Annotated in this window: 21 protein-coding genes; 14 read left to right on the top strand and 7 right to left on the bottom strand. The window is 53.6% G+C overall.

Annotated features, from left to right (window positions below; all coding sequences use genetic code 11):
• Positions 1-4: 4 nt before the first annotated feature.
• Both araJ and ACB496_RS10650 read right to left on the bottom strand, forming a co-directional pair.
• Positions 5-1,180, bottom strand: a complete 1,176-nt coding sequence (gene araJ, locus ACB496_RS10645) for an MFS transporter AraJ (RefSeq protein WP_371975164.1) — start codon at positions 1,178-1,180, stop codon at positions 5-7.
• A 120-nt stretch (positions 1,181-1,300) separates the two neighbouring features.
• Positions 1,301-1,942 carry a Qnr family pentapeptide repeat protein gene (locus tag ACB496_RS10650; protein ID WP_371975165.1) on the bottom strand — a complete coding sequence of 214 codons (642 nt, stop codon included), beginning with the start codon at positions 1,940-1,942 and terminating at the stop codon, positions 1,301-1,303.
• Positions 1,943-2,085: 143 nt separating this feature from the next.
• Between ACB496_RS10650 and ppk2 the strand changes: the two genes are divergently transcribed.
• Positions 2,086-2,904, top strand: coding sequence for a polyphosphate kinase 2 (ppk2, locus tag ACB496_RS10655; protein WP_102103757.1), 819 nt, complete (start codon positions 2,086-2,088; stop codon positions 2,902-2,904).
• 84 nt (positions 2,905-2,988) lie between these two features.
• Here the strand turns inward: ppk2 and fdnI are convergent, their stop codons facing one another.
• The 3 genes from fdnI to fdnG are packed head-to-tail and all read right to left on the bottom strand — an operon-like array spanning position 2,989 to position 7,581.
• On the bottom strand, positions 2,989-3,645 hold the full coding sequence (fdnI, locus tag ACB496_RS10660) for a formate dehydrogenase-N subunit gamma (protein ID WP_100780102.1): 657 nt from the start codon (positions 3,643-3,645) through the stop codon (positions 2,989-2,991).
• Entirely contained in the window at positions 3,638-4,522 is an 885-nt protein-coding gene (gene fdxH / locus ACB496_RS10665; RefSeq protein ID WP_371975166.1) for a formate dehydrogenase subunit beta, read from the bottom strand. The genes fdnI and fdxH overlap by 8 nt, the downstream gene beginning before the upstream one ends.
• Before the next feature lie 11 nt (positions 4,523-4,533).
• The gene (gene fdnG, locus ACB496_RS10670; protein ID WP_371975167.1) at positions 4,534-7,581 is read right to left on the bottom strand and encodes a formate dehydrogenase-N subunit alpha; all 3,048 of its coding nucleotides are present in this window, start codon (positions 7,579-7,581) and stop codon (positions 4,534-4,536) included.
• 222 nt (positions 7,582-7,803) lie between these two features.
• Between fdnG and yddG the strand changes: the two genes are divergently transcribed.
• The 3 genes from yddG (at position 7,804) to ACB496_RS10685 (ending at position 10,899) form a co-directional block, all read left to right on the top strand.
• Entirely contained in the window at positions 7,804-8,682 is an 879-nt protein-coding gene (gene yddG / locus ACB496_RS10675; RefSeq protein WP_371975168.1) for an aromatic amino acid DMT transporter YddG, read from the top strand.
• 623 nt (positions 8,683-9,305) lie between these two features.
• On the top strand, positions 9,306-10,379 hold the full coding sequence (ompC, locus tag ACB496_RS10680; RefSeq protein ID WP_100780096.1) for a porin OmpC: 1,074 nt from the start codon (positions 9,306-9,308) through the stop codon (positions 10,377-10,379).
• Positions 10,380-10,458: 79 nt separating this feature from the next.
• The gene (locus ACB496_RS10685) at positions 10,459-10,899 is read left to right on the top strand and encodes a GFA family protein (RefSeq protein WP_100780095.1); all 441 of its coding nucleotides are present in this window, start codon (positions 10,459-10,461) and stop codon (positions 10,897-10,899) included.
• Here ACB496_RS10685 and ACB496_RS10690 read toward each other — a convergent pair.
• A complete protein-coding gene (locus ACB496_RS10690) occupies positions 10,889-11,827 on the bottom strand; it encodes a LysR substrate-binding domain-containing protein (RefSeq protein WP_100780093.1) in 939 nt (312 codons plus the stop codon). The two genes, ACB496_RS10685 and ACB496_RS10690, sit on opposite strands and share 11 nt — an antisense overlap.
• A gap of 171 nt (positions 11,828-11,998) precedes the next feature.
• Here ACB496_RS10690 and ACB496_RS10695 point away from each other — a divergent pair, with 171 nt between their 5' ends.
• From ACB496_RS10695 to ACB496_RS10740, 10 genes are all read left to right on the top strand, one after another.
• Positions 11,999-12,949: a branched-chain amino acid ABC transporter permease gene (locus tag ACB496_RS10695; protein WP_107703530.1), complete on the top strand. Its 951-nt coding sequence runs from the start codon at positions 11,999-12,001 to the stop codon at positions 12,947-12,949.
• Positions 12,950-12,957: 8 nt separating this feature from the next.
• Complete coding sequence (locus ACB496_RS10700; RefSeq protein ID WP_100780092.1) at positions 12,958-14,064, top strand: branched-chain amino acid ABC transporter permease; 1,107 nt, start codon at positions 12,958-12,960, stop codon at positions 14,062-14,064.
• The gene (locus ACB496_RS10705; RefSeq protein WP_371975169.1) at positions 14,061-14,828 is read left to right on the top strand and encodes an ABC transporter ATP-binding protein; all 768 of its coding nucleotides are present in this window, start codon (positions 14,061-14,063) and stop codon (positions 14,826-14,828) included. The genes ACB496_RS10700 and ACB496_RS10705 overlap by 4 nt, the downstream gene beginning before the upstream one ends.
• Entirely contained in the window at positions 14,821-15,540 is a 720-nt protein-coding gene (locus ACB496_RS10710; RefSeq protein ID WP_371975170.1) for an ABC transporter ATP-binding protein, read from the top strand. The genes ACB496_RS10705 and ACB496_RS10710 overlap by 8 nt, the downstream gene beginning before the upstream one ends.
• Before the next feature lie 27 nt (positions 15,541-15,567).
• Positions 15,568-16,725 (top strand): branched-chain amino acid ABC transporter substrate-binding protein, encoded by a 1,158-nt coding sequence (locus ACB496_RS10715; protein ID WP_102103765.1) that lies wholly within the window; start codon positions 15,568-15,570, stop codon positions 16,723-16,725.
• Positions 16,726-16,742: 17 nt separating this feature from the next.
• A complete protein-coding gene (locus tag ACB496_RS10720) occupies positions 16,743-17,225 on the top strand; it encodes an L-2-amino-thiazoline-4-carboxylic acid hydrolase (RefSeq protein WP_100780087.1) in 483 nt (160 codons plus the stop codon).
• On the top strand, positions 17,222-18,448 hold the full coding sequence (locus tag ACB496_RS10725; RefSeq protein WP_371975171.1) for a Zn-dependent hydrolase: 1,227 nt from the start codon (positions 17,222-17,224) through the stop codon (positions 18,446-18,448). Before ACB496_RS10720 ends, ACB496_RS10725 begins: the two co-directional genes overlap by 4 nt.
• Before the next feature lie 257 nt (positions 18,449-18,705).
• Positions 18,706-19,185, top strand: coding sequence for an Hcp family type VI secretion system effector (locus ACB496_RS10730; RefSeq protein WP_371975172.1), 480 nt, complete (start codon positions 18,706-18,708; stop codon positions 19,183-19,185).
• Between the two features lie 13 nt (positions 19,186-19,198).
• The gene (locus ACB496_RS10735; RefSeq protein ID WP_371975173.1) at positions 19,199-20,086 is read left to right on the top strand and encodes a hypothetical protein; all 888 of its coding nucleotides are present in this window, start codon (positions 19,199-19,201) and stop codon (positions 20,084-20,086) included.
• A 1,091-nt stretch (positions 20,087-21,177) separates the two neighbouring features.
• Positions 21,178-21,627 (top strand): hypothetical protein, encoded by a 450-nt coding sequence (locus ACB496_RS10740; RefSeq protein ID WP_371975174.1) that lies wholly within the window; start codon positions 21,178-21,180, stop codon positions 21,625-21,627.
• A 52-nt stretch (positions 21,628-21,679) separates the two neighbouring features.
• On the opposite strand, the gene ACB496_RS10745 is transcribed toward ACB496_RS10740, so the two are convergent.
• Positions 21,680-23,167, bottom strand: a complete 1,488-nt coding sequence (locus tag ACB496_RS10745; RefSeq protein ID WP_371975175.1) for an MFS transporter — start codon at positions 23,165-23,167, stop codon at positions 21,680-21,682.
• Between the last annotated feature and the right edge of the window lie 55 nt (positions 23,168-23,222).

The following is a 23,222-nucleotide window of genomic DNA, read 5'->3' on the forward strand; positions in this document are numbered from 1 at the left end:
TAAATCAGGCTAACGCGCTGGCGTTAGCCTCCGCCCGTTTGGCTTTCTGACGGCCATACAGCAGCAGCGATGACATGGCGGCGAATGAGAGGAACGCCGCCGGTAACGTCACGTAGCTCCAGCTGTAGCCGAGAACGATCATCATCCCGCCGAAATACGCCCCAATCGCACTGCCAAGATTAAAGGCCACCTGCCCGCCCGCCGCGCCCAGCAGCTCACCGCCCTGCGCATTTTGCAGCAGCATAATTTGCAGCGGTGCCGACAGCGCGAACAGCCCCGCGCAGCAGATAAAGCCCATCATCAGAGACGCAGCCTGATTTTCACCGAAGGCAAACAGCATCAACAGCGACACCACGATCACCAGATCAGTGGTCGCCGCAATGCGCAGCGGGCTGTAACGACCGGAAAGTTTGCCGCTGAGCAGATTACCCAGCACCATGCCCAGCCCCATCAGCATCATGATGACGGTCATAAATCCGGCGGAGAATCCGGAGACGTTGACCATAAACGGCTTCACAAAGCTGAACCATGCGAAGACTCCGGCATTACCGAACATCGTCGCGGCAAAAATCAGCCAGGGTTCCGGTTTCTTCAAAAAGTGAAATTGCTCCGTGAGTCGGGTTTCGGTTTTATCGTACAGAGTCGGCACCCAGAAAATGACCGACAGGATCACCAGCGCGTCAAACGCCGCAATCAGAAAGAAGGTGTAGCGCCAGTTATATTCATGCCCAAGCCAGGTGCCGAGCGGAACGCCCACCAGGTTGGCGACCGTCATTCCGGCAATCATCCCCGATACGGCTAGGGTGACTTTTCCCGGCGGCGCTATCTTTGAAAGGATGATCGCCCCGACGCCGAAGAAGGCCCCGTGAGGAAAGCCGGACACCAGCCGCCCAATGGCCAGCCAGAAATAGGATGTTGAGAAGGTAAAAATGGCGTTTCCGACCACGCACAGCGCGACCAGAAAAAGCAGTACCGTTTTTAACGAGAACTTATTTGAAAACAGCGCGATGATCGGCGCACCAATAACCACGCCAAAGGCGTAGTACGAAATCATGCTCCCGGCAGAGGGGATCGAAATGCCGGTATCGTGCGCCAGCTCGGTCAGCACGCCCATGATGCCAAACTCGGCCATGCCCAATCCAAAAGTACCCAGCGCCAGTGAAAAAATGGTTTTTTTCATACCACAGCCATTTGTTAAAAATTTGCAACAGCCATTATTGAACAAACTGGTATGGTGAGCCAGTTCCAATTGGCGCTCTGACACGTTAATCCATTCATTCGGTCTGGCTTGTGAATATCCTTAACCGATAATCGCGACGCCCAGGCGTTCCATAATTTGCGCAACCTGATAGCTATCGAGCTTCACCCCCTGCAAATCGACGCCGCGCACGTCCAGATCGCCGAGTTCAGAATTGGTCAGATCGCAATGAGTGACGTTAACCGCCCGCCAGTCGAATGACGAAAACTCCCCGCCCGACAGATCGGAGCCGCTAAACGTTGCGCCGAAGATCTGCGCGCCGTTCCAGCGGTTTTCCCACAGCTCGCATTTTTCGAGCACCACTTTGGAAAAGTTGGCGTAGCTGAGATTGCTTTTGGTGATGTACGCGCTGCAAAACCAGCTGCGGGAGGTGATCATGTTCATAAAGCTGGTGCCGCGAAAGTCTGCGCCCTGCGCGCGGCACTCGCGGATTTCAATCCCCAGCGCGCTGGCGTTCCTGAAGTCTGCCATCGTTAAATCGCAATTTTTGAAAATAGCGTCTTTCAGCGTGGCGCGGGAGAAATTCCCGCCCTGCTGGCTTTCGCGATCGTAAAACTGACAGCCGATAAATTCCGTGCCGGTCAGATCGACGCCAGAAAAGTCGCAGTGGCGAAATGTCCCGTTCTCAATTTTCTCGCCCGTAAACTGGTTTTTGCCAATTCTTACCCCGTCCAGCGTCAGCATTTTACGACCACCTGTGTTTATATACAGTAATACCGTATTCTAACCCGATCCTATGGCGTTGTGTAAATAATTCCCGCGAGGATTTGCGAGCACGATTACACTTCAAAGTGTTCTTACCCTCCCTTCTGTCGAAGAGGATTGCCATGGGAAACATCAAGAAAGCGAAAAGCCCGGCGGAAAATGTGAAACGCGAACCGCTGAAAGAGAAGGAATACGAAAAGGAGCTGCGGCGTCTGCACGTTGAGCTGGTCAAGCTTCAGCAGTGGGTCGTCAGTAAAGGGCTAAAAGTCTGCGTGGTGTTTGAAGGCCGCGACGGTGCAGGCAAAGGCGGAACGATTAAAGCCATCACCGAGCGCGTCAGCCCCCGGGTGTTCCGTGTCGTTGCGCTGCCCGCGCCGACAGAGAAAGAGAAAAGTCAGCTCTATTTCCAGCGCTACGTGCCGCATCTGCCCTCGGCGGGAGAAATCGTGATTTTCGATCGCAGCTGGTACAACCGTGCGGGCGTTGAACGCGTCATGGGCTTTTGTACGCCTGAACAGGTGCAAAAGTTTCTGGATGGCACGCCGACCATGGAACGGGCGATGGTGGATGCGGGGATCATTCTGATCAAGTATTGGCTCGAAGTGACGCCCAAAGAGCAGGAGCGCCGCCTGCGGGATCGTATTGATGACGGGCGTAAAACCTGGAAGCTGTCACCAATGGACATCAAATCGTTCAGACTGTGGGATAAATACACCGAAGCGCGCGATGCGATGTTTGCTGCCACCGATACCGCCTGGGCGCCGTGGTTTGTCGCTCGATCTGAGGATAAAAAACGGGTGCGACTGAATGTCATCTCGCATTTGCTGTCGCAGATCCCCTACAAAACCCTGCCCGTCGAGCCGGTAAAACTGCCGAAGCGTAAAGTGGGTAAAGTAAAACCGACGGATTATCCGTTCCGCTATATTGCGGAGCGGTTCTGAAAAGCGCCCGGGGCAGCCGATAAAACACTCGCCCCAGGGCTGCACAAACGCAGCGCCGCCGGCAAATACCGACGGCGCATGAGATTACTTCATCCCTTCCGTGCTCTCTTTTTTCGCTTCCAGTCTTTCGACATCACGATACCAGCGCGGATGGTGTTTTTGCGCCCAGCGGCGGCTTACCTTCCCTTCGATCATCCCTTTAATCGATCCTTTCACCCAGAAAGCCATATACATATGGATCAGGATGGCATGGATCAGAATGATGGCGACGGTCGCATGGATCAGCAGGCTGTAGCGAATCACCTGAATCGGGAAATAATGGGCAAAATAGGGACGCCAGATAATCACCCCGGTCACCAGCAGCACAAAAATCATGCTCATGATGGTCCAGAACATCATTTTCTGTCCGGCGTTGTACTTGCCCACTTTCGCGACTTTGTGCTCGTTGCCTTTCAGCACTTCGACAATCCCTTTCACCCACGGAATATCCTGCTTATCCGGGATGTTGTGATGCACAAAGCGCACGAACATAAACATCAGCACCACGAAAATCAGCACGCCAAAGAACGGGTGCAGAATACGGCCCATCTGCGGCGTCCCGAAGGTTTCGGTCAGCCACTGGAGCGTCGGGAAGAAGAAAGAGATCCCGGACACCGCCACCAGAAAGAAGCAAATGACCACCGTCCAGTGACAGGCGCGGTCGACAAACTTGGTGCGCACAATCATCTTCGACTTACTCATGATGTTCATCCTCGTCGTCATCCACCTCTTTGTTTGGCCCGATACCGATGTAGTGATAAATCAAACCGGCAAAGGTGGCGATAAATCCGGCCGCCGCGAGCGGTTTGAGCGCCCCTTTCCACAGGTTGATGGAGGTATCAATCGCCGGATCTTTAGGCAGATTGTGATACAGCTCTGGCTGGTCGTTGTGATGCAGAACGTACATCACATGCGTCCCGCCGACGCCCTGCGGGTTGTAAATCCCCGCGTGGTCATATCCGCGTGCTTTAAGCTTATCGACGCGTTCCTGCGCCACCTCGAGCATCTCTTTCTTGGTACCGAAATGAATTGCCCCGGTTGGACAGGTTTTCACGCAGGCAGGCTCCTGCCCGACGCTGACCCGATCCACGCAGAGGGTGCATTTGTATACCCGGTTATCCTCTTTGTTCAGACGCGGCACGTTGAACGGACAGCCGGCGATACAGTAGCCGCAACCGATGCAGTTATCCTGCTGAAAATCGACGATCCCGTTGGCGTACTGAATAATCGCCCCGGCGGACGGGCATGCCTTCAGGCACCCCGGATCCTCGCAGTGCATACAGCCGTCTTTACGAATCAACCACTCCAGCTTGCCGTTCTGATCGGTTTCGCTAAAACGCATTACCGTCCAGGATTTGGCGCTGAGATCCGCCGGATTATCGTAAACGCCCACGCAGTGTCCGACCTCATCGCGGATGTCGTTCCACTCCGAACAGGCCACCTGGCAGGCTTTGCAGCCCACGCAGGAAGAGACATCAATCAGCTTGGCGACTTCCGCTTTATAGTCCCGCGCACGAGGCGCGGGAGTCATGCCGTTGGTCGCGGAGCGTTTGATAATGTCTTGTGTTTCCATAGCCATTGAATCGCTCCTTACGCTTTCTCGATGTTGACCAGAAACGCTTTATATTCCGGCGTTTGCGAGTTGGAATCGCCGACGTTTGGCGTCAGGGTGTTGGCGAGATAGCCTTTTTGCGCCACCCCTTCAAAGCCCCAGTGCAGCGGAATGCCCACGGTCTCGACCTGCTGGCCGTTGACGTGCAACGTCTGCAGACGACGCGTAACCACCGCCACCGCGCGAATAAAGCCGCGTTTGCTGCTCACCTTCACGCGATCGCCGTTGGTGATGCCTTTCGAGCGCGCCAGGGTTTCACTGATTTCGACAAACTGTTCCGGCTGCGCGATGGCGTTAAGCCGCGCGTGTTTGGTCCAGGTGTGGAAATGCTCGGTCAGACGATAGGTGGTCCCGACGTACGGGAACTTATCTTTCTTACCCAGACGCAGCGCGTCGTCTTCATACAGGCGAACCACCGGGCTGGAAACCACGTTCGGATGCAGCGGGTTGGTGCCGAGCGGTGTTTCCATCGGCTCGTAGTGCTCTGGGAACGGCCCTTCTGCCAGCTTATCGAGCGCAAACAGACGCCCCAGCCCTTCTGGCTGCATGATAAACGGCCCGGTCGCACTGCCCGGCGGCGCGGTGTTGAAGTCCGGGATATCGTTCCCTGTCCACTTCGAGCCGTTCCACGCGATCAGTTTGCGTTTCGGATCCCACGGTTTGCCGTTGATATCCGCCGATGCACGGTTGTAAAGCACGCGACGGTTGAGCGGCCACGCCCAGGCCCAGCCGAGCGTATTGCCCAGTCCTGACGGATCGGCGTTATCGCGGTTGGCCATCTGGTTGCCCTGCTCGGTCCAGCTTCCTGTGTAGATCCAGCAGGAGGAGGCCGTTGAACCGTCATCGCGCAGCAGCGCAAAGCTGTTCAGCAGCTGACCTTTTTTCGCCAGCAGATTGCCGTTGGCGTCATAAAGATCTTCCAGCGCATAGCCGTTGTTCTCTTTCGCCACCTCTTCCGATTCCGGATGGTCCGGCTGCTTGTAATCCCAGCGCATTTTCAGCAGCGGTATCGCCCCTTTACCACCCATTTGGGCGTACATCTCGCGCAGACGATGGTAAATACCGGCCAGAATTTCGCCGTCGTTACGCGCTTCGCCCGGTGCATCCTGGCCTTTCCAGTGCCACTGCAGCCAGCGGCCAGAGTTGGCGATGGAGCCATCTTCTTCCGCGAAACAGGTCGACGGCAGACGGAAGACTTCGGTCTGAATCGACGCCGTATCAACGTCGTTCATCTCGCCGTGGTTCTGCCAGAAGTTTGAGGTTTCCGTTACCAGCGGATCGATCACCACCATGTACTTCAGCTTACTGAGGCTGCGCACAACCTTGTTTTTATCCGGGAAAGAGGCCACCGGGTTAAAGCCCTGGCAGATGTAGCCTGTGACGTTGCCCTTATCCATCATGTTGAAATACTTGATGACGTCGTAGGCCTGGTCCCATTTCGGCAACCACTCAAAGCCCCAGTCGTTCTCTTTCTGCGCCGCATCGCCGTAGAAAGACTTCATCAGGCTGACGAAGAACTTCGGATAGTTGCTCCAGTAGTTCACCTGCTCCGGCAGTGTCGCTTTTGGCGTGTTGGCCGCGAGATAGGTCTGCAGATCGGTCTGTTTTTCCGACGGCAGCGTCAGATAGCCGCTCAGGCTGGTGGAGAGCAGCCCCAGATCGGTTAGCCCCTGAATATTGGAGTGTCCGCGCAAGGCATTCACGCCGCCGCCCGCCATCCCCATGTTGCCGAGCAACAGCTGAATCATCGCCATGGTACGGATGTTCTGCGCACCAACGGTGTGCTGCGTCCAGCCCAGCGCATACAGGAACGTGGTGGTGCGATCGGCCGCACTGGTCGAGGCCAGCACTTCACACACTTTCAGGAAGTCCGCTTTCGGCGTTCCGCAGATGTTTTCCACCACGTCCGGCGTGTAGCGAGAAACGTGCTGCTTCAACAAGTTCCACACGCAGCGCGGATCGGTCAGGGTTTCATCGCGTTTCGCAAAACCATTTTCATCGAACTGATAGTTCCAGGAGGATTTGTCGTACTGACGTTTTTCTGCGTCATAGCCGCTGAAAAGCCCGTCATCAAAGGCAAAGTCGTCCCGCACCAGCAGATTCGCGTTGGTGTAGTGTTTAACGTATTCGGCGTTGATCTTGTTGTTTTCAATCAGATACAGCAGCACGCCAGACAGGAACGTGATGTCCGTACCGGAACGAATCGGCGCATAGATATCCGCCACCGATGCCGTACGCGTAAAGCGCGGATCGACGACGATCAGCGTCGCATCGTTGTTATTTTTCGCTTCCATCGCCCAGCGGAATCCCACTGGATGGGCTTCAGCGGCGTTACCGCCCATCACCACCACGACGTTGGCGTTTTTGATATCAACCCAGTGGTTGGTCATCGCACCGCGACCAAATGTTGGAGCAAGACTTGCTACCGTTGGTCCGTGTCAGACGCGCGCCTGGTTATCGACGGCCAGCATGCCAAGCGAGCGCACAAATTTTTGCGTCAGCATGCCGGTTTCATTACTTGCCGCAGATGCGCAGAGCATCCCGGTGGAAAGCCAGCGGTTCACGGTGTCGCCCTGCTCGTTCTTTTCAACGAAATTGGCGTCACGGTCGTCTTTCATTAATTTGGCGATGCGGGTAAAGGCATCGTCCCAGGAGATGCGCTGCCATTTATCAGAGCCAGGCGCGCGGTATTCCGGGTAACGCAGGCGATTGTCGCTGTGGACATAATCCAGCAGGCCTGCACCTTTCGGGCAAAGTGCCCCACGGCTCACCGGATGATCCGGATCCCCTTCAATATGGTAAATCGCTTCTTTGGCGTTTTTCGCGCCATCGCCCAGGCTATACATCAATAGCCCGCATCCCACGGAGCAGTATGTGCAGGTGTTACGGATCTCTTTGGCGCGCAGCAGTTTATAGTTACGCGACTGAGCCAGCGCGAGTTTAGGCATAAAGCCCAACGCAGCAGCTGTTGTTCCGGCCATACCGCCCGCGCAGATTTTAAAAAACTTTCTGCGGCTGACGTCCATTGCTGTCCTCGTTATCTGTAGGAGACTTCGCGCCGCAAACTAGCAGCAAAGCCCCTGATTTTTTTGCGTCAAATCAATCTCCTCGATCTTCGCCCCCTAAATAGTCCGCTCTTGCGGCTTTGCTTAACCCTTTGGGATTAGCGGTTCGTAGATTGATTCGCGAAAACGCGGGAAAGAGTGCTATAAATTTGCCCCTGAATTTCGTTGGCGTTTGGGAAAGCAATGGACAGAAAAAGAGCAACATTGATTGGGCTGGCCGCGATTGTGCTGTGGAGCACCATGGTGGGATTAATTCGCGGCGTGAGCGAAGGACTGGGGCCTGTCGGTGGTGCGGCAATGATCTACACCCTCAGCGGTTTACTCTGTTTAGTCACCGTGGGATTCCCGACTATCAGACGCTTCTCACCGCGCTATCTTATTGCGGGTAGCGTGCTGTTTGTGAGCTATGAAATATGTCTCGCCCTTTCGCTGGGCTACGCCAGTACTCGTCATCAGGCTATCGAAGTGGGAATGGTGAATTATCTCTGGCCGAGCCTGACGATTATGTTTGCCATTTTGTTCAATGGGCAGAAATCGACTCTGTGGATTGTGCCGGGATTATTGCTGGCCTTGTTCGGTGTCTGCTGGGTATTAGGCGGTGAGAAGGGTCTGCATATCGACGAAATAACCGCCAATGTGATCTCCAACCCGCTGAGCTATGGGCTGGCGTTTGCCGGCGCGTTTATCTGGGCGGCATACTGCACTGTTACCAGCAAATACGCTAAAGGGCAGAACGGGATTACGCTGTTCGTGTTACTCACCGCGCTGGCGCTGTGGCTGAAATATCTGTTCAGCGATCAGCCGGAAATGATATTCAGCGTGCCGGTGGTGATCAAACTGCTCATGTGCGGAATTGCCCTCGGCTTTGGCTATGCGGCGTGGAATATCGGCATTCTGCATGGCAATGTTTCTGTGCTCGCCACCGTCTCTTATTTCACCCCGGTACTGTCCGCGGCACTGGCGGCTGTTCTGCTTAACGCCCCGCTCTCATTTTCCTTCTGGCAAGGGGCGCTGATGGTCTGCGCAGGCTCGCTGCTGTGCTGGTACGCCACCCGAAAATAATTCCACTCAGGGGGAAATCTCCCCCTTCTGTTTTATCTGCATAAATAAAATGTGATCCTGCATCAGATTATCTATATTTCACATAGTGTTTACATTTAAACTCTGTTTATATTCCCCGCGCTCGTAACGTCTTCTTACATTCTTATTGACATAAACTGACACCCCTCTGGGATTAATAAACGCCTATTAATCGCCATGGATATAGCCGAACACGCAATAGTTTATGACTGAATATTTCAGTAATGCTCGCCTGTTCTCACAGCAAATGACTCATAACTATTTGATTCTTCGTTATCACCCTTCATTAAATTGCGGTAATTCATCTATAATTACGGTTAATTTCGCAATGAAATTAAAACCATCGATAATTATATTGGCAATAACTATAAATATTAGAAAATACTCAATTACCGAATGATAAATAATCAAATCTGCGGAATATTGGCCGTTTTATCAGACACCGGTCACACTAATTGAAATTATCAGCAATAAATTGAAACTTATTATTGAAATGCGGCTACAACATTTCTAAAAATAGCATGCCATTGACGAACGACCTCGTTTAGAAATCGTTTATTAATGGCTCAGGAAATGCCCAAAAGAAAATTATAAGGATTATTAAAATGAAACTTAAATTAGTTGCAGTGGCAGTGACTACTCTGTTGGCAGCAGGCGCGGTAAACGCGGCTGAAGTCTTTAACAAAGACGGTAACAAACTGGATCTGTACGGTAAAGTAACAGGTCTGCACTACTTCTCTGACGACGCTGGCAACGACGGCGACAAAACTTACGTGCGTCTGGGCTTCAAAGGCGAAACTCAGATCAACGACCAGATGACCGGTTACGGTCAGTGGGAATATGAGTTCAAAGGCAACAACGACGAATCCAACGGCGACAAAGGCAACAAAACTCGTCTGGCGTTCGCGGGCCTGAAATTCAACGAATTTGGTTCTTTCGACTACGGTCGTAACTACGGCGTAGCCTACGACATCGGCGCATGGACCGACGTTCTGCCAGAATACGGCGGAGATACCTGGACTCAGACTGACGGCTTCATGACTGGCCGTACTACGGGTGTTGCAACCTACCGTAACGCAGACTTCTTCGGTCTGGTTGATGGTCTGAACTTTGCTGCACAGTACCAGGGTAAAAACGACGACCGTGATATCACCACCGCGAACGGCGATGGCTGGGGTCTGTCTTCTACCTATGAAATCGACGGTTTCGGCGTGGGTGCGACCTATGCGAAATCTGACCGTACTGACAACCAGGTTCGCGCTGCAAGCAACCTGAACGCAGGCGGCGAAAACGCAGAAGTTTGGGCTGCTGGCCTGAAATACGATGCGAACAACATCTACCTGGCAACCACCTACTCTGAAACCCGCAACATGACCAACTTCGGTGACGGTTACATTGCGAACAAAACTCAGAACTTCGAAGCGGTTGCTCAGTACCAGTTCGACTTCGGTCTGCGTCCTTCCCTGGCATACCTGCAGTCCAAAGGTAAGGACATCGGTTCTTACGGTGACCAGGATCTGGTGAAATACATTGAAGTGGGTACCGTTTACTACTTCAACAAAAACATGTCCACCTACGTTGACTACAAAATCAACCTGGTTGACGACAATGCCTTCACCAAAGCTGCTGGTGTGAGCACCGACAACATCGTTGCACTGGGTCTGACTTACCAGTTCTAAGTGTTTGTCTGTTAAAAAAGCCAGCCCTCGTGGCTGGCTTTTTTTATCGCAGTCCACTGGCGTGATAAAGGAGTACGCCATGCACCTCTATACCGGACGCTGCCTGTGTGGAATGAGCCACTTTAGCGTCAACATCGAGGCCCTCGACGTCTATGCCTGTCACTGTACGATGTGTCAGAAATGGTCGGGGGGCATCGCGATGTATCTGGAAACTCAGGGCGAACCCATCGTGGAAGACGGTTCGATCTCCCCTTCGCACTTCTCGTCGTCTGTGCGCGGCGAACGCTGGTTCTGCCCCGGCTGCGGCTGCCCGCTGTGGTTTGAGCTTACCCCCACTGGCCGCTATTTTGTCCCCTGGACGCTGCTTGAGCTGAGTGAAGATGAACGCCGTCGCCTGGTTCTGGCCGCCGAGATCTACACCGAAACGCAGCCCGCGTTCTGGCGTCTCACCGGACAATACGCTCGATTCAGTGGCACCGAGATCGAAGCGCTGGACAAAAACTGCTCGTTTACACCGTAGCGCTGACCGCCGCGCGCCTGAGCCAGGCTTGCAGCAACTTGCCATCTTCGGTCATATCCGAATCCTGACGGACGCACAGGTAATAATCGCGCCCGTCATCGATTGGCGCATCAAAGATTTTCACCAGCTCGCCGCTCTCAAGATAGGGCGCGATCAGCGGCTCACGCATCAACGCGCAGCCCAGTCCGGCCTGCACACCCGCCAGCGTCAGTAAGCCATCTTCAAACAGCGGGCCGCTCTTGCGCGCAGGCCGTTTAACGCCCTGCTGGATAAACCACTGCTGCCAGGTGCTGCGCTCTTCATCGTGCAGCAGGGGCATCTGGAGCAGCTGTTCCGGCGTATCCATATGCCCGTGGACACGTAAAAACGCCCGGCTGCACACCGGCACCATCTGGCCTGAAATCAGTTTTTCACTCTGATACCCCGCCCACTGGCCGTTACCAAAGCGAATCGACATATCCGACGCATCGCTCAGATAGTTGCGATGGTTGGCATACACCACGTTAATTTCCGTCTGCGGATTGGCGCGCATAAACGCAGGCAGGCGCGGAATAAACCAGCCCATACCGAACAGCGGAATCAGGCTGATGGTCACCTGACGGGTCTGGGCCTGCTCCACCAGGTGCTCCGTCGCCTGACGCAGCACGTTGAACGCCGCGCGAATAGAGCGGTAATAGTCGCGGCCCTGCTGGCTCAGGACCAGCCTGCGCCCCTGGCGCTCTGTGAGCGGCATTTGCAGATACCCTTCCAGCACCTTGAGCTGATGGCTGACGGCAGACGGCGAGATCGCCATCTCCTGCGCGGCCAGCGTCACGCTTCCCAGCCGGGCAATCGCCTCAAAGGCCCGCACGGCACGCAGGGGCGGATCGTTCGCCAGACGGCTTTCGGCATAAGCAGGCAGCTGCAGTGATTGTTCTGTTTTATTCATATGTTGATTTTAGGGCCGTAATTTCGCTCAGATGACGTTTCACTATTCTCTTTAAAATCATCGCGATAAATCAATCTCGAATTATCATAAGAAATAATATATGCGTATTTTACAATTTAATTCAATTATTGGATGTTACCCGCTGAAAGAGCAATCTGTCGGGTAATAACGTTGGACACACTGATACAACAACTGATTAATGGCGTGATGCTGGGCAGCATCTACGCGCTGATCGCGCTGGGCTATACCATGGTGTATGGCATTTTGCGCATTATTAACTTTGCCCACGGCGACATATTGATGGTCGGCGCGCTTACCACCCTGTCGGCCCTGAACGCGCTGAACAGCACCTTCCCGCATATGCCTCAGCTGCTACAGCTCGGCTTCGCGCTGGTTGTCGCCATGGCGGTCTGCGCCCTGCTGGCGATGGCCGTTGAACGTTTCGCCTATCGACGCCTGCGCAACGCGCCGCGTCTGGCGCCACTGATCTCCGGGATTGGCGTTTCGGTGTTACTGCAAACCGTGGCAATGATTATCTGGAGCCGCAACCCGCTGATGTTCCCGCAAATCCTGCCGATGGACGCGATTGCCGTCACCTCCGGCAGTGCGAACCATCCCCCGGCGATCATTACCGTCACCGGCATTGTTACGGTATCGCTGGCACTGGCGGTGATGATCGGCCTGTGGCTGCTTGTCGAATACACCCGTCTCGGGCGCGGGATGCGCGCGGTGGCGGAAAACCCGCGCGTGGCCACGCTAATGGGGGTCAATCCCAACGCCATTATCACGCTGACTTTCGCCATCGGCGGCATCTTCGCCGCGCTCGCAGGCGTAATGATGGCGAGTAACTACGGCAACGCCAGTTTCTCGATGGGCTTTTTGCCCGGCATTAAAGCATTCACCGCCGCTGTTCTGGGCGGAATCGGCAATATTCGCGGTGCGATGATCGGCGGGATCCTGCTTGGGATCATTGAATCGCTGGGCGCGGGCTATCTGGGTGAACTCACTCACGGCGTGTTTGGCAGTAACTACCAGGACGTCTTTGCGTTCATCGTGCTGATTCTGGTGCTGGTGTTCCGCCCGGCGGGTCTGCTGGGCGAACGCGTGGCGCACAGGGCGTAGGGAAAACTATGACAACAACATCATTACAGGCACCCGCCTCGCAGCGCCGCTTCTGGTCCGGCATGACCCTGTTCGTCCTCGCCCTGCTGATTGCCCCCGTGGTGGCAAGCCAGCTCGGCGGCAACTACTGGGTGCGCGTTATCGATTTCGCTCTGCTGTACATCATGCTGGCGCTCGGGCTGAACATCGTCGTGGGCTACACCGGCCTGCTGGATATGGGCTTCATCGCGTTTTATGCCGTCGGCGCCTATCTTGCGGCGCTGCTGGCGTCCCCACATCTGCTGGAGACGTTCCCCCTTCTCGCCGTCTGGTTCCCGGATGGGCTGCACACCTCTTATCTGCTGATTATTCCGCTGGCGGCGCTGGTCGCGGCGGTGTGCGGGATTATTCTGGGCGCGCCCACGCTCAAACTGCGCGGCGATTATCTGGCGATTGTCACCCTCGGTTTTGGGGAGATCATCCGTATTCTGATGCGTAACCTCGACCGCCCGGTGAACATCACTAATGGCGCAAAAGGCATTACCGGCGTCGATACGCTCAATCTGTTTGGCCTGAAGTTCAGCGGCGTATACCACTGGTTTGGCATGAAAGTCCCGGCCCTGTGGCTGTGGTATTACCTGCTGATGCTGGTGATCGTGCTGATTATTTTTGTCTGCCTGCGCCTGCAACATTCGCGCATTGGCCGCGCATGGCACGCCATACGTGAAGACGAAGACGTGGCCCGCGCGATGGGCATCAACGTACGCAACTATAAGCTGCTAGCCTTTGCGATGGGTGCCTCTTTTGGCGGCGTGGCGGGAGCGCTGTTTGGCGCATTCCAGGGCTTCGTGTCACCGGAATCCTTCACTCTTCAGGAATCCATTGCCGTGCTGGCGATGGTGGTGCTCGGCGGAATGGGCCACATCCCTGGCGTGATCCTCGGCGCAGTGCTGCTCACCGCCCTGCCGGAGATCCTGCGCAGCCAGGCCGCGCCCGTTCAGCAGGCACTGTTCGGCACCGTGCTGATCGACCCGGAAATCCTGCGTCAGCTGTTCTACGGCCTGGCGCTGGTGCTGGTGATGCTGCTGCGCCCGTCCGGGATCTGGCCGGTTCGCCACAAGGAGGTCAAGGCATGAGCCTGCTCACCGTTCGCAATATGTCTAAACGCTTTGGCGGCCTGACCGCCGTGGACGATGTTTCGCTCTCTATCAAACAGGGCGAAATCTACGGTTTGATTGGCCCTAACGGCGCAGGGAAAACCACCTGTTTTAACCTCATTACCGGTCTGTATCCGGCGGACAGCGGCGAGTTTTCGATTGCCGATAAGCCCTATTTTCCGAAGCAGATCGACAAAGTAACGGCTGCCGGGATCGCCCGCACGTTCCAGAACGTGCGTCTGTTTAATGAGATGTCGGTACTGGAAAACGTGATGGTCGGGCGCCATGTGCGCACCCGCAACGGCTTGTGGGCCGCGCTTTCGCATCACAAACGGGCGCGCGCCGAAGAAGCGCAAACCCGCGAGCTGGCCTGGCACTGGCTGGAGTATACCGGCATCGCCAGATTCGCCCATTATCGCGCCTGCGATCTGGCCTACGGACATCAGCGTCGGCTGGAAATCGCCCGCGCGCTGGCGACCGATCCGCTGCTGCTGGCCCTCGACGAACCGGCTGCTGGCATGAATGCGGCTGAGAAAAACGCCCTCGGCGAACTGCTCATCCGCATTCGTGACGATGGCAAAACCCTGCTGATGATTGAGCACGACGTGAAGCTGGTGATGGGTATCTGCGATCGCCTGACGGTGCTTGATTACGGCAAAACGCTGGCCGTCGGCACACCCGACACCGTTCGGCGTGACCCTGCGGTGATCGCCGCCTGGCTTGGAGGCAACGCCCATGTCTGAGTTACTGAAAGTCGAACGTCTGGACGTGCATTACGGCGGGATTCAGGCGGTGCGCGATGTCTCGTTCACCCTGCAAGAAGGCGAACAGGCGACGCTGATTGGCGCTAACGGCGCTGGAAAAAGCTCAACCGTACGCGCCATCACCGGGCTGGAAAACTTCGGCGGCACTGTTGCGTTTAACGGCCAGCCGGTGCGTAAACGCAAAGCCGAAGCACTGCTTCGAGACGGGCTGGTGATGGTTCCGGAAGGTCGCGGCATCTTTGCGCGCATGACGGTGCTGGAGAATTTACAGATGGGGGCCTGGCTGCGGCGTGACACGGTCAAGGTGAAAGCCGAAATGGACGAGATTTTCGACCGTTTCCCGCGCCTCGGTGAGCGTCAACATCAGCTCGCCGGGCTGCTTTCGGGCGGTGAACAGCAGCTGCTGGCGCTGAACCGCGCCCTGCTCAGCCAGCCGCGCCTGCTGATTCTTGATGAGCCGTCCATGGGGCTGGCACCGAAGATGGTCGAGAACATTTTTCAGGTTATTAAAGGGCTGCGTGAGCGCGGCGTGGCCCTGCTGCTGATCGAACAAAACGCCCGGCTGGCGCTGGAAGTGACGGATAGCGCCTGGGTGATGGACAGCGGCAGCATTGTGCATCAGGGCGACTCGAAAGCGATGCTCAATGACGATCAGATTGCACAAATTTATTTGGGCGAAATGCCCGTTTAACACACCAACCAACACCAGGGAAATATAATGAAAACCGTAAAAATCAGTGCGCTCAGCGCCGCTCTTCTGCTCAGTGGTTTTGCCTCTTCCGCGTCTTGGGCGGCGGAAAGCGAAACCGTGGTCATCGGCCTTGCAGGCCCGCTCACCGGCCCGTCGGCACGTATCGGCAAAGATCTGGAGAACGGCGCGCAGCTGGCGATTGACGATATCAACAAACAGCATCCAACCATCGGCGGCAAAGCAGTGACCTTCAAACTGCAGTCCGAAGATGACCAGTCCGATCCGCGCACCGCGGTGGCTGTCGCTCAGCGTCTGGTCGATAGCGGCGTCGCGGGCGTAGTCGGCCACTGGAATACCGGTACCAGTATTCCCGCAGCGCGTGTGTATCACGATGCCGGTATCGCCCAGGTAGCGCCCGTCGCCACCGGTCACGCCTATACCAAACAGGGTTTTGACACCAGTTTCCGCGTGATGGGCCACGACGATGACGGTGGTCAGTTCGCCGGCGAATACGCGGTGAAAACGCTGAAAGCCAAACGCATTGCGGTGATCGACGACCGTACCGCGTTCGGCCAGGGACTGGCGGATGAATTTATCAAATCGCTGGACGCGCAGGGCGTGAAGATCGTCGACCGCCAGTACGTTGACGACAAAACTGTGGACTTTAGCGCCGTTTTAACCGCCATTCGCAGCAAAAACGCCGATCTGGTGTTCTTCGGCGGCGTTGATAGCCAGGCCGCTCCGCTGGCGCGTCGTATCAAACAGCTGGGCATGAACGCCACGCTGATGGGCGCAGGCGGTTTTGTCAGCCAGACGTTCCTGCAGCTGGCACAGAAAGAAGGCGAAGGTGTTGTCGCGCTGGAGCCAGGTCTGCCGGTCGATCAGATGCCGGGCGGTAAAGCCTTTGAGCAGGCGTATCAGTCGCGCTACCACACCCATATCGAACTGCACGCGCCGTTCGCCTATGACGCCACCCGCGTGCTGGTTGCCGCCATGGAAAAAGCTAACTCTGTCGATCCGGCTGAATATCTGCCCGCCCTGCGCGCCATCAGCTATTCCGGCGTCACCGGACAGATCGCCTTTGATGCACAGGGCAACCTGAAATCCCCGTCCTTTACCGTCTACAAAGTGGTCGATGGCAAATGGCAGCCGCAAACCGTTCTGGGCGGCGCAAAAACGAAGTAACGCAGTGAGGCAATGTGATGAGTGATAACAATGAGCTGGGCATTCTCGCCCGCCGCAAAATAGAAGCAGAAATTATTAAACCTATTTACGAAATCCTCGTGCGCGAAATAGGGAAAGCCCGCGCCCAGGCGGTAATTGGGGAAGCCATCGAACAGGCGGCGATTGACGCAGGGGCACATTTTGCCCGTCAGGAGCCGAACGGCGCGGATGTGAAGAGTTTTATCGCCCTGCAATATCTCTGGGAGAAAGACAACGCGCTGGACGTGAAAGTGATCGACGCCGACGACCAGCAGTACAACTATAACGTCACCCGCTGCCGGTATGCCGAGATGTATCACGAAATGGGGCTGGGCGAGATCGGTCACCTGCTGTCATGCGCCCGCGATGAGAAATTCATCGTCGGCTACGCGCCAGACGTCGAACTGACGCGCACCACCACCATCATGCAGGGCGGAAAATGCTGTGATTTCCGCTACCACACGAAAAAGGACAAAGCATGATCCACATCGATGCGCAGCGGCTTTGGTCCACGCTCGGGATGATGGCGCAGATCGGCGGCACGCCCGCCGGTGGCGTAACGCGTCTGGCGCTGAGCGACGAAGATCGTATTGCCCGCAACCTGCTGCGCGACTGGGCGCGGGAAGCGGGTTTTACCTGCGACGTCGACAGCATGGGCAACATGTTTATTCGCCGCGCCGGGAAAAACCGCGCCCTGCCACCGGTGATGACCGGCTCGCATGTGGATTCCCAGCCGCTGGGTGGAAATTACGACGGGATCTACGGCGTGCTGGCCGGGCTGGAAGTTCTGCGCACCCTCAACGATCATCACGTGGAAACCGAGCGCGACATCGTGCTGGTGAACTGGACGAACGAAGAAGGCGCGCGTTTCGCCCCGGCGATGCTGGCATCCGGCGTCTGGTCCGGGCAATTTAGCGAAGAATACGCCCTCGCTCGTAAGGATAACGCAGGCATAACCGTAGGCGAAGCGCTGGAAGCTATCGGCTATCGCGGCACCCTGCCTGCGCGCGCGTTTCCGGTTCACGCCTGCTATGAACTGCATATCGAACAGGGACCGATTCTGGAAGATGAGGTTATCGATATCGGACTGGTGCGCGCCGCGATGGGCCAGCGCTGGTTTACCCTGACGCTGGACGGTTTTGCCGCGCACGCAGGGACGACGCCGATGCACAGTCGTCGCGATGCGTTAACCGCCTTCGCTGAACTGGCGCTGATGGTTGAAGAGATTGGCTATCAGCACAAACCGGACGGCCGCGCGACCATCGGCATGGCGCAGATAACCCCAAATTCGCGCAACGTCGTGCCGTCGCGTGTGGTGTGCAGCGTGGAGTTCCGCCATCCGCAAAGCGACGTGCTGGAAGCGATGGAAGCCGCGCTGCGTGAGGCGGCGCAAGGTCTCGCCACACGAGGGGTTACGGCAAAGGTCGAACGAATCTTCGACTACGCGCCTATCGCCTTCGACGAGCAGTGCCTTATGCGCAGTGAAAAAGCGGTCGAAGCCCTCGGCTATTCATCAAAACCGATGGTCTCCGGCGCCGGGCACGACACCTGCTACATCAGCAAAATCGCCCCGGCCAGCATGATCTTTATTCCCTGCGAAAAAGGCATCAGCCACAACGAAGCGGAAAACATTCTGCCGGAGTGGTCTAAGAAAGGGGCGAATGTCCTGTTGCACAGTGTACTGAGTGCGGCGCAGGAGAAATAATTCGTGAAAAAAACGCCCGGTAAGCGCAACGCTACCGGGCGTTTTTTATGTCTGCTCCACCCTCTTCTTCTCTATTCCAGCGAAACGCCTCCTAACGGTCGCTTTTGATTATGAATGCGGTAGATAAAGCATCCCTCTCATTTATTCTTATTTTATATTGCCTGCCAATAATGAACGGTGAATAATCGCTCAACGTTTCGCTAAAATATACGTAGTGAAACATCTATAAATGGAATGAATATAAAGGGATGAATCATATGGCCGGATTAGTTTATCTGTCGCTTGTCGGCGAAATGCAGGGATTAATTTCTTCAGGATGTTTGAGTCAGGCATCTGTCGGTAATAAAGCGCAAGTTGCGCACAGCGATCAAATTCTTATTTATTCTCTCTCCCATGCCCTTTCTCGGGAAAGAAACGTTAATCATCATCATGTCAGTATCGTTAAGCCACTTGATAAATCCTCGCCACTGCTGGCCAAAGCCATCACGGATAATGAGTCTCTCAGCTGTGTTTTCGATTTTTACCGTACCGATAAAGCAGGCCGTATGGAGTGTTATTACCAGTTAAAGCTGACAGATGCGCGGATTGCTGAGCTGGACTTACATATCCCCCACTCAGTCACTCAGAGCGAAAAAGAAGCCCAGGAGACAATCTCATTTAGCTATAAATCTATTGGCTGGGAACATATCAATGCCGGGACCAGTACGTACAGCCTTTGGGAAGAAAATATATTCTAGGGATAGCAGTTATATGAACAGTTACGAATCATCAAGAGATACCGGCTGGTCTGGCTATGTGGGAGAACTACTGCGGGGGCAACAGCCCATTAATCAGTTGATCCCGACTCATCCCTATATTGATACTCTACCCCAAATGGAAAAGTTGCTGGAGAAAAACACCCAATACTTCATGTTGCTGACCATAGAGGAAGCGCGAGGTGTATTGAGCGACCTTATAGGTCAGACGGATAATTTTCTTTCATATAAAATCGGTGCTGGCAATTTCAAAGACATCTGGGACGGAGCATTCAGTAGCAGTAGATTCTCAACTTATCTGAATGAAGCTAACCAGTTGCGCTTTAATCTCAAGAGTATAGGGATCACGGCTAAAACCTGTCGATACGGTGGAGTTACCTATATAAAAATCAGTGGGTACCCGAGCCTGCGTCGCATCCTGAACGGTACCCGCTATCGCGCGAATAATCTGCAACTGTTGGAACTGGGTATTGGTTGGCGAGGTTTAGGGTATAACTTGTATCAGGGTGCTAAGTTTTGTGTTTACTTTTCCCTGGCTTTTAGGGCAATAGAGTTAATTTTTAAAAATGATTATACACTTATTGATTTCTTTGGCGATGTTGTCATAGATGCAGCAAAAACTATTGTTTCCTGTGTAACTATTGGTGTTGTTGGACTAATGCTTACGCTAATCAGCACTCCTGTCATCGTTACCACAGGAATTATTATCCTTGCAGGCGTGTCCTTAAACAGGACATTAAATATATTGGACGAACAAAATGGATGGTCTTATAGATTTAAAGAACAAATAAACAAGTTATTAATAAAAGAACAGGAAATGCTTAAATGGAATAATTTGCATATGAATTCAGGTTTGGGTCCCTCCATCTTCATGGATTATTAAATAGGTTTCTCATGATCATTAAATTATTAAATAAGATAGCATTTACTATAATTTCTATTATACTCATTATAATACTAAGTTTACTTTTTTATTCCTCTATTAATATACCGTATCATGACTTCATGTTGTTTTTTAGCAATAGCGATTTTTTTTGGTTTGATGGACGACATCTGGCAATGGTGTCATTCACTCCGTGCCTGATATATGCCATTGTAATGATTTCATGTGTTCCATTTACTAAAGATAATAAGGTACCTAAGGCATTCAGTTATTCAGGAAATCTGCTTGCGCTGGTGTCGATAATGTTCTTGGTTCTATTTAATATTGTATCATTATTTGTTTATTTTTATATCATATTCATGAGTTCTTATCAGATATGCAAGGAATCTCCAATGTTGTCCCACTATTTTGCAACTAATCCCGCTATCTGCAAGACTATCGTAAATCATGATTTAAGTTAGAAATAGACAAGCCCGACAACTGTCAAAGAAAAGTGAGTTATATGAAGGGCTTGATTTATTCCGCGTTCAAAAAGGTATGGATGATGGACATTAATATTTTAAAGAGAACATGGTCATTCATTAGATGTATTATTGTGATTACAATCTCGATTGTGATCATTTCGTACTCCATTGATATACCTTTTCATGATTTGATGCTATTTTTCAGGGGAAATGATTACTTTTGGTTCGATGGACGGCACCTTTCACTTATATCATCCATACCAGCTTTTATTTACCTTAGTGTAATGATGGCTACAGTTCCATTCACGAAGGATAACCAAATACCAAAATCATTTTATTTCTGGGGAAATGTACTGGGACTTATCTCACTTGTAATATTTATGTTGTTTAGCATATTATCATTGATGACATATTTTTACATTGGCTATTTCACTCCTTACCAGTTATGTAAGGAACCATTCACGTATTCTCATTACTTTGCCAAAATTCCAGCAATCTGCAAAACCATCGTAAACCGTGAGTTAAATTAATTCATTTCTTTGGCGGCATCATTCATGAATGGAATAATATGCATATGAGCTCTGGCTTATCTAATACATTTCCATTCTCTTATTAAAAGGAAGTGTCATGTTTATTAAGGTTGTGAAAAAAATTGCCTTTACCATTCCCATACTTTTGTGTATTGCATTCTTTATTGAAATTATCCGCTATTCAATCGAAATCCCTTATCATGACTTAATGCTTTTTTTTAGCGATAGTGATTTTTTTTGGTTTGATGGGAGGCATTTAGCTATGCTTGCAGGTGTACCTGCTTTAGCATATGGTATTATTATAATTGCTTTTGTACCATTCACAAAAGCCAATAAAGCGCCTAAGAGATTTGATTACTCAGGAAATCTTTTAGGGTTGGTTTCAATAATATTCCTGGTGTTATTTAATATATTGTCACTATTGATTTATTTGTACATTTCCTTTTTCACCCCTTATCAAATATGCAAGGAGCCTCCAGTGTTATCCCACTATTTTGCAACTGATCCCGCTATCTGCAAGACCATCGTAAATCATGACTTAAGTTAATATAAAATATGTAACACAGAAAAACCCGGTAACTCTGTTACCGGGTTTAATGTTACTTCTGCTCCACCCTCGCCAGACTAAACCATATCCCGCACGCCAGTATCATCAGCATGGCACCGGCGCTGCCAAGGGCGACGCTGTGCGAGGTGATAAACGCGGCTTTAGCGGCTTCAATCGTCGCGTCTGCCAGCGTCGGCGTAAGTTCTTGCGCAACTTTGACCGCTTCACCAATCGACGAAGAGGCTTTGTCGGCAAGCGTGGCGCTCAGCCCCTGCGGCAGCTCGATAGAGGCCGAGAAGCTGCGGGTAAGCATCAGGCCAAAAATCGCGATCCCAAGACCGGCGCCTAACTCGTAGGACATCGTTTCGATAGCCCCTGCGGCGGCCGCTTTTTCCTTCGGCGCGGCGGCCATGATCGCGGAAGTCGATGCCAGCAGCGCACTCGCAGCGCTAAAACCGAGCAGCACCATCAGGCTCCATGCCTGCCATTGCTGAGTGCTGAAATCGAGCATCGACAGCCCGATAAAGCTCACCGCGCTTAGCCCCATGCCGCCTGCGGCGACCAGCCGCAAACCGAGTTTTCCGACCAGCACGCCCGCAATCGGCCCGCTGAATCCGCTGGCGACCATCAGCGGCAGCATAAACATGCCCGCTTCAAACGGCGTGAAACCATGCACAAACTGCAGCTCCTGCGCCATCAGCAGTTCAAAGCCCACCAGCGCGATCATTGCGGTCATCGCCATCACCACGCCACTCAAAATAATGCGGTGGCAGAACAGGCGCATGTCGATCATCGGCTTGCTGGCTCGCAGCTGAATACGCACGAAGATGAACAGCATCACCGCGCCGGTGAGCAACGTTGTCGCCACGATAGCCGGTGAAAGTGTGCCTTTCAGCGCTGTTTTCGCGCTGTAAACCAGCAGCAGAATTGCCACGATCAGCATTAGCGCGTGCGAAATGTTCAGCGTCTGCTCCGGGCGCCCTTGCTGTTTCGGCACAAAACGCGCCGCCAGTGCCACCACGACCACCACGATCGGTACGTTGATCAAAAATACCGATCCCCAGTAGAAGTGCTCCAGCAGCAGGCCGCCCACCAGCGGGCCAAACGCCGCTCCGCCGGAACCGACCGCAGCCCAGACACCTAACGCGATATTACGATGACGCGCTTCGACAAACAGCGTGCGGATCCCCGCAAGCGTCGCCGGGATAATCATCGCCGCACCAATCGCCAGCGTCGCGCGGGCCGCAATCAGCCAGGCCGCGGACGGGGCAAACGCAGCCGCCAGTGACGACAGTCCGAACAGGATACTGCCGAGCATCAGCAGCTTTTTAAAGCCGATACGATCCCCGAGCGCGCCCATCGGCAGCACCATGCCCGCCATCACCAGCGAGTAAATATCAATAATCCACAGCAATTCGTTACCGCTGGCCCCGAGCGTCATACTCAGCGTTGGCGCGGCCACATGCAGTACCGTTGCGTCAATCGCGACCGGAATATACACCAGCACGATAATCACTAACGCTAACCACCTTTGAAACATAAATTTCCCTTTCACACTAATCTGGACACGTGTCCAGGATGCGATCCTACGGAAA

This window comes from Lelliottia nimipressuralis, from assembly GCF_041464075.1.
Classification (GTDB): Bacteria; Pseudomonadota; Gammaproteobacteria; order Enterobacterales; family Enterobacteriaceae; genus Enterobacter; species Enterobacter nimipressuralis.

Excerpts from the sequence above, each read along its gene's own strand:
- ACB496_RS10720 (WP_100780087.1), top strand. The coding sequence starts at position 16,743 with ATGAGTGATAACAATGAGCTGGGCATTCTCGCCCGCCGCAAAATAGAA.
- ACB496_RS10715 (WP_102103765.1), top strand. The coding sequence starts at position 15,568 with ATGAAAACCGTAAAAATCAGTGCGCTCAGCGCCGCTCTTCTGCTCAGT.
- ACB496_RS10705 (WP_371975169.1), top strand. The coding sequence starts at position 14,061 with ATGAGCCTGCTCACCGTTCGCAATATGTCTAAACGCTTTGGCGGCCTG.
- ACB496_RS10745 (WP_371975175.1), bottom strand. The coding sequence starts at position 23,167 with ATGTTTCAAAGGTGGTTAGCGTTAGTGATTATCGTGCTGGTGTATATT.
- ACB496_RS10740 (WP_371975174.1), top strand. The coding sequence starts at position 21,178 with ATGTTTATTAAGGTTGTGAAAAAAATTGCCTTTACCATTCCCATACTT.
- yddG (WP_371975168.1), top strand. The coding sequence starts at position 7,804 with ATGGACAGAAAAAGAGCAACATTGATTGGGCTGGCCGCGATTGTGCTG.
- ACB496_RS10725 (WP_371975171.1), top strand. The coding sequence starts at position 17,222 with ATGATCCACATCGATGCGCAGCGGCTTTGGTCCACGCTCGGGATGATG.
- ACB496_RS10690 (WP_100780093.1), bottom strand. The coding sequence starts at position 11,827 with ATGAATAAAACAGAACAATCACTGCAGCTGCCTGCTTATGCCGAAAGC.
- araJ (WP_371975164.1), bottom strand. The coding sequence starts at position 1,180 with ATGAAAAAAACCATTTTTTCACTGGCGCTGGGTACTTTTGGATTGGGC.
- ACB496_RS10650 (WP_371975165.1), bottom strand. The coding sequence starts at position 1,942 with ATGCTGACGCTGGACGGGGTAAGAATTGGCAAAAACCAGTTTACGGGC.
- ACB496_RS10685 (WP_100780095.1), top strand. The coding sequence starts at position 10,459 with ATGCACCTCTATACCGGACGCTGCCTGTGTGGAATGAGCCACTTTAGC.
- ompC (WP_100780096.1), top strand. The coding sequence starts at position 9,306 with ATGAAACTTAAATTAGTTGCAGTGGCAGTGACTACTCTGTTGGCAGCA.
- ACB496_RS10700 (WP_100780092.1), top strand. The coding sequence starts at position 12,958 with ATGACAACAACATCATTACAGGCACCCGCCTCGCAGCGCCGCTTCTGG.
- fdnI (WP_100780102.1), bottom strand. The coding sequence starts at position 3,645 with ATGAGTAAGTCGAAGATGATTGTGCGCACCAAGTTTGTCGACCGCGCC.
- fdxH (WP_371975166.1), bottom strand. The coding sequence starts at position 4,522 with ATGGCTATGGAAACACAAGACATTATCAAACGCTCCGCGACCAACGGC.
- ACB496_RS10730 (WP_371975172.1), top strand. The coding sequence starts at position 18,706 with ATGGCCGGATTAGTTTATCTGTCGCTTGTCGGCGAAATGCAGGGATTA.
- ppk2 (WP_102103757.1), top strand. The coding sequence starts at position 2,086 with ATGGGAAACATCAAGAAAGCGAAAAGCCCGGCGGAAAATGTGAAACGC.
- ACB496_RS10735 (WP_371975173.1), top strand. The coding sequence starts at position 19,199 with ATGAACAGTTACGAATCATCAAGAGATACCGGCTGGTCTGGCTATGTG.
- ACB496_RS10710 (WP_371975170.1), top strand. The coding sequence starts at position 14,821 with ATGTCTGAGTTACTGAAAGTCGAACGTCTGGACGTGCATTACGGCGGG.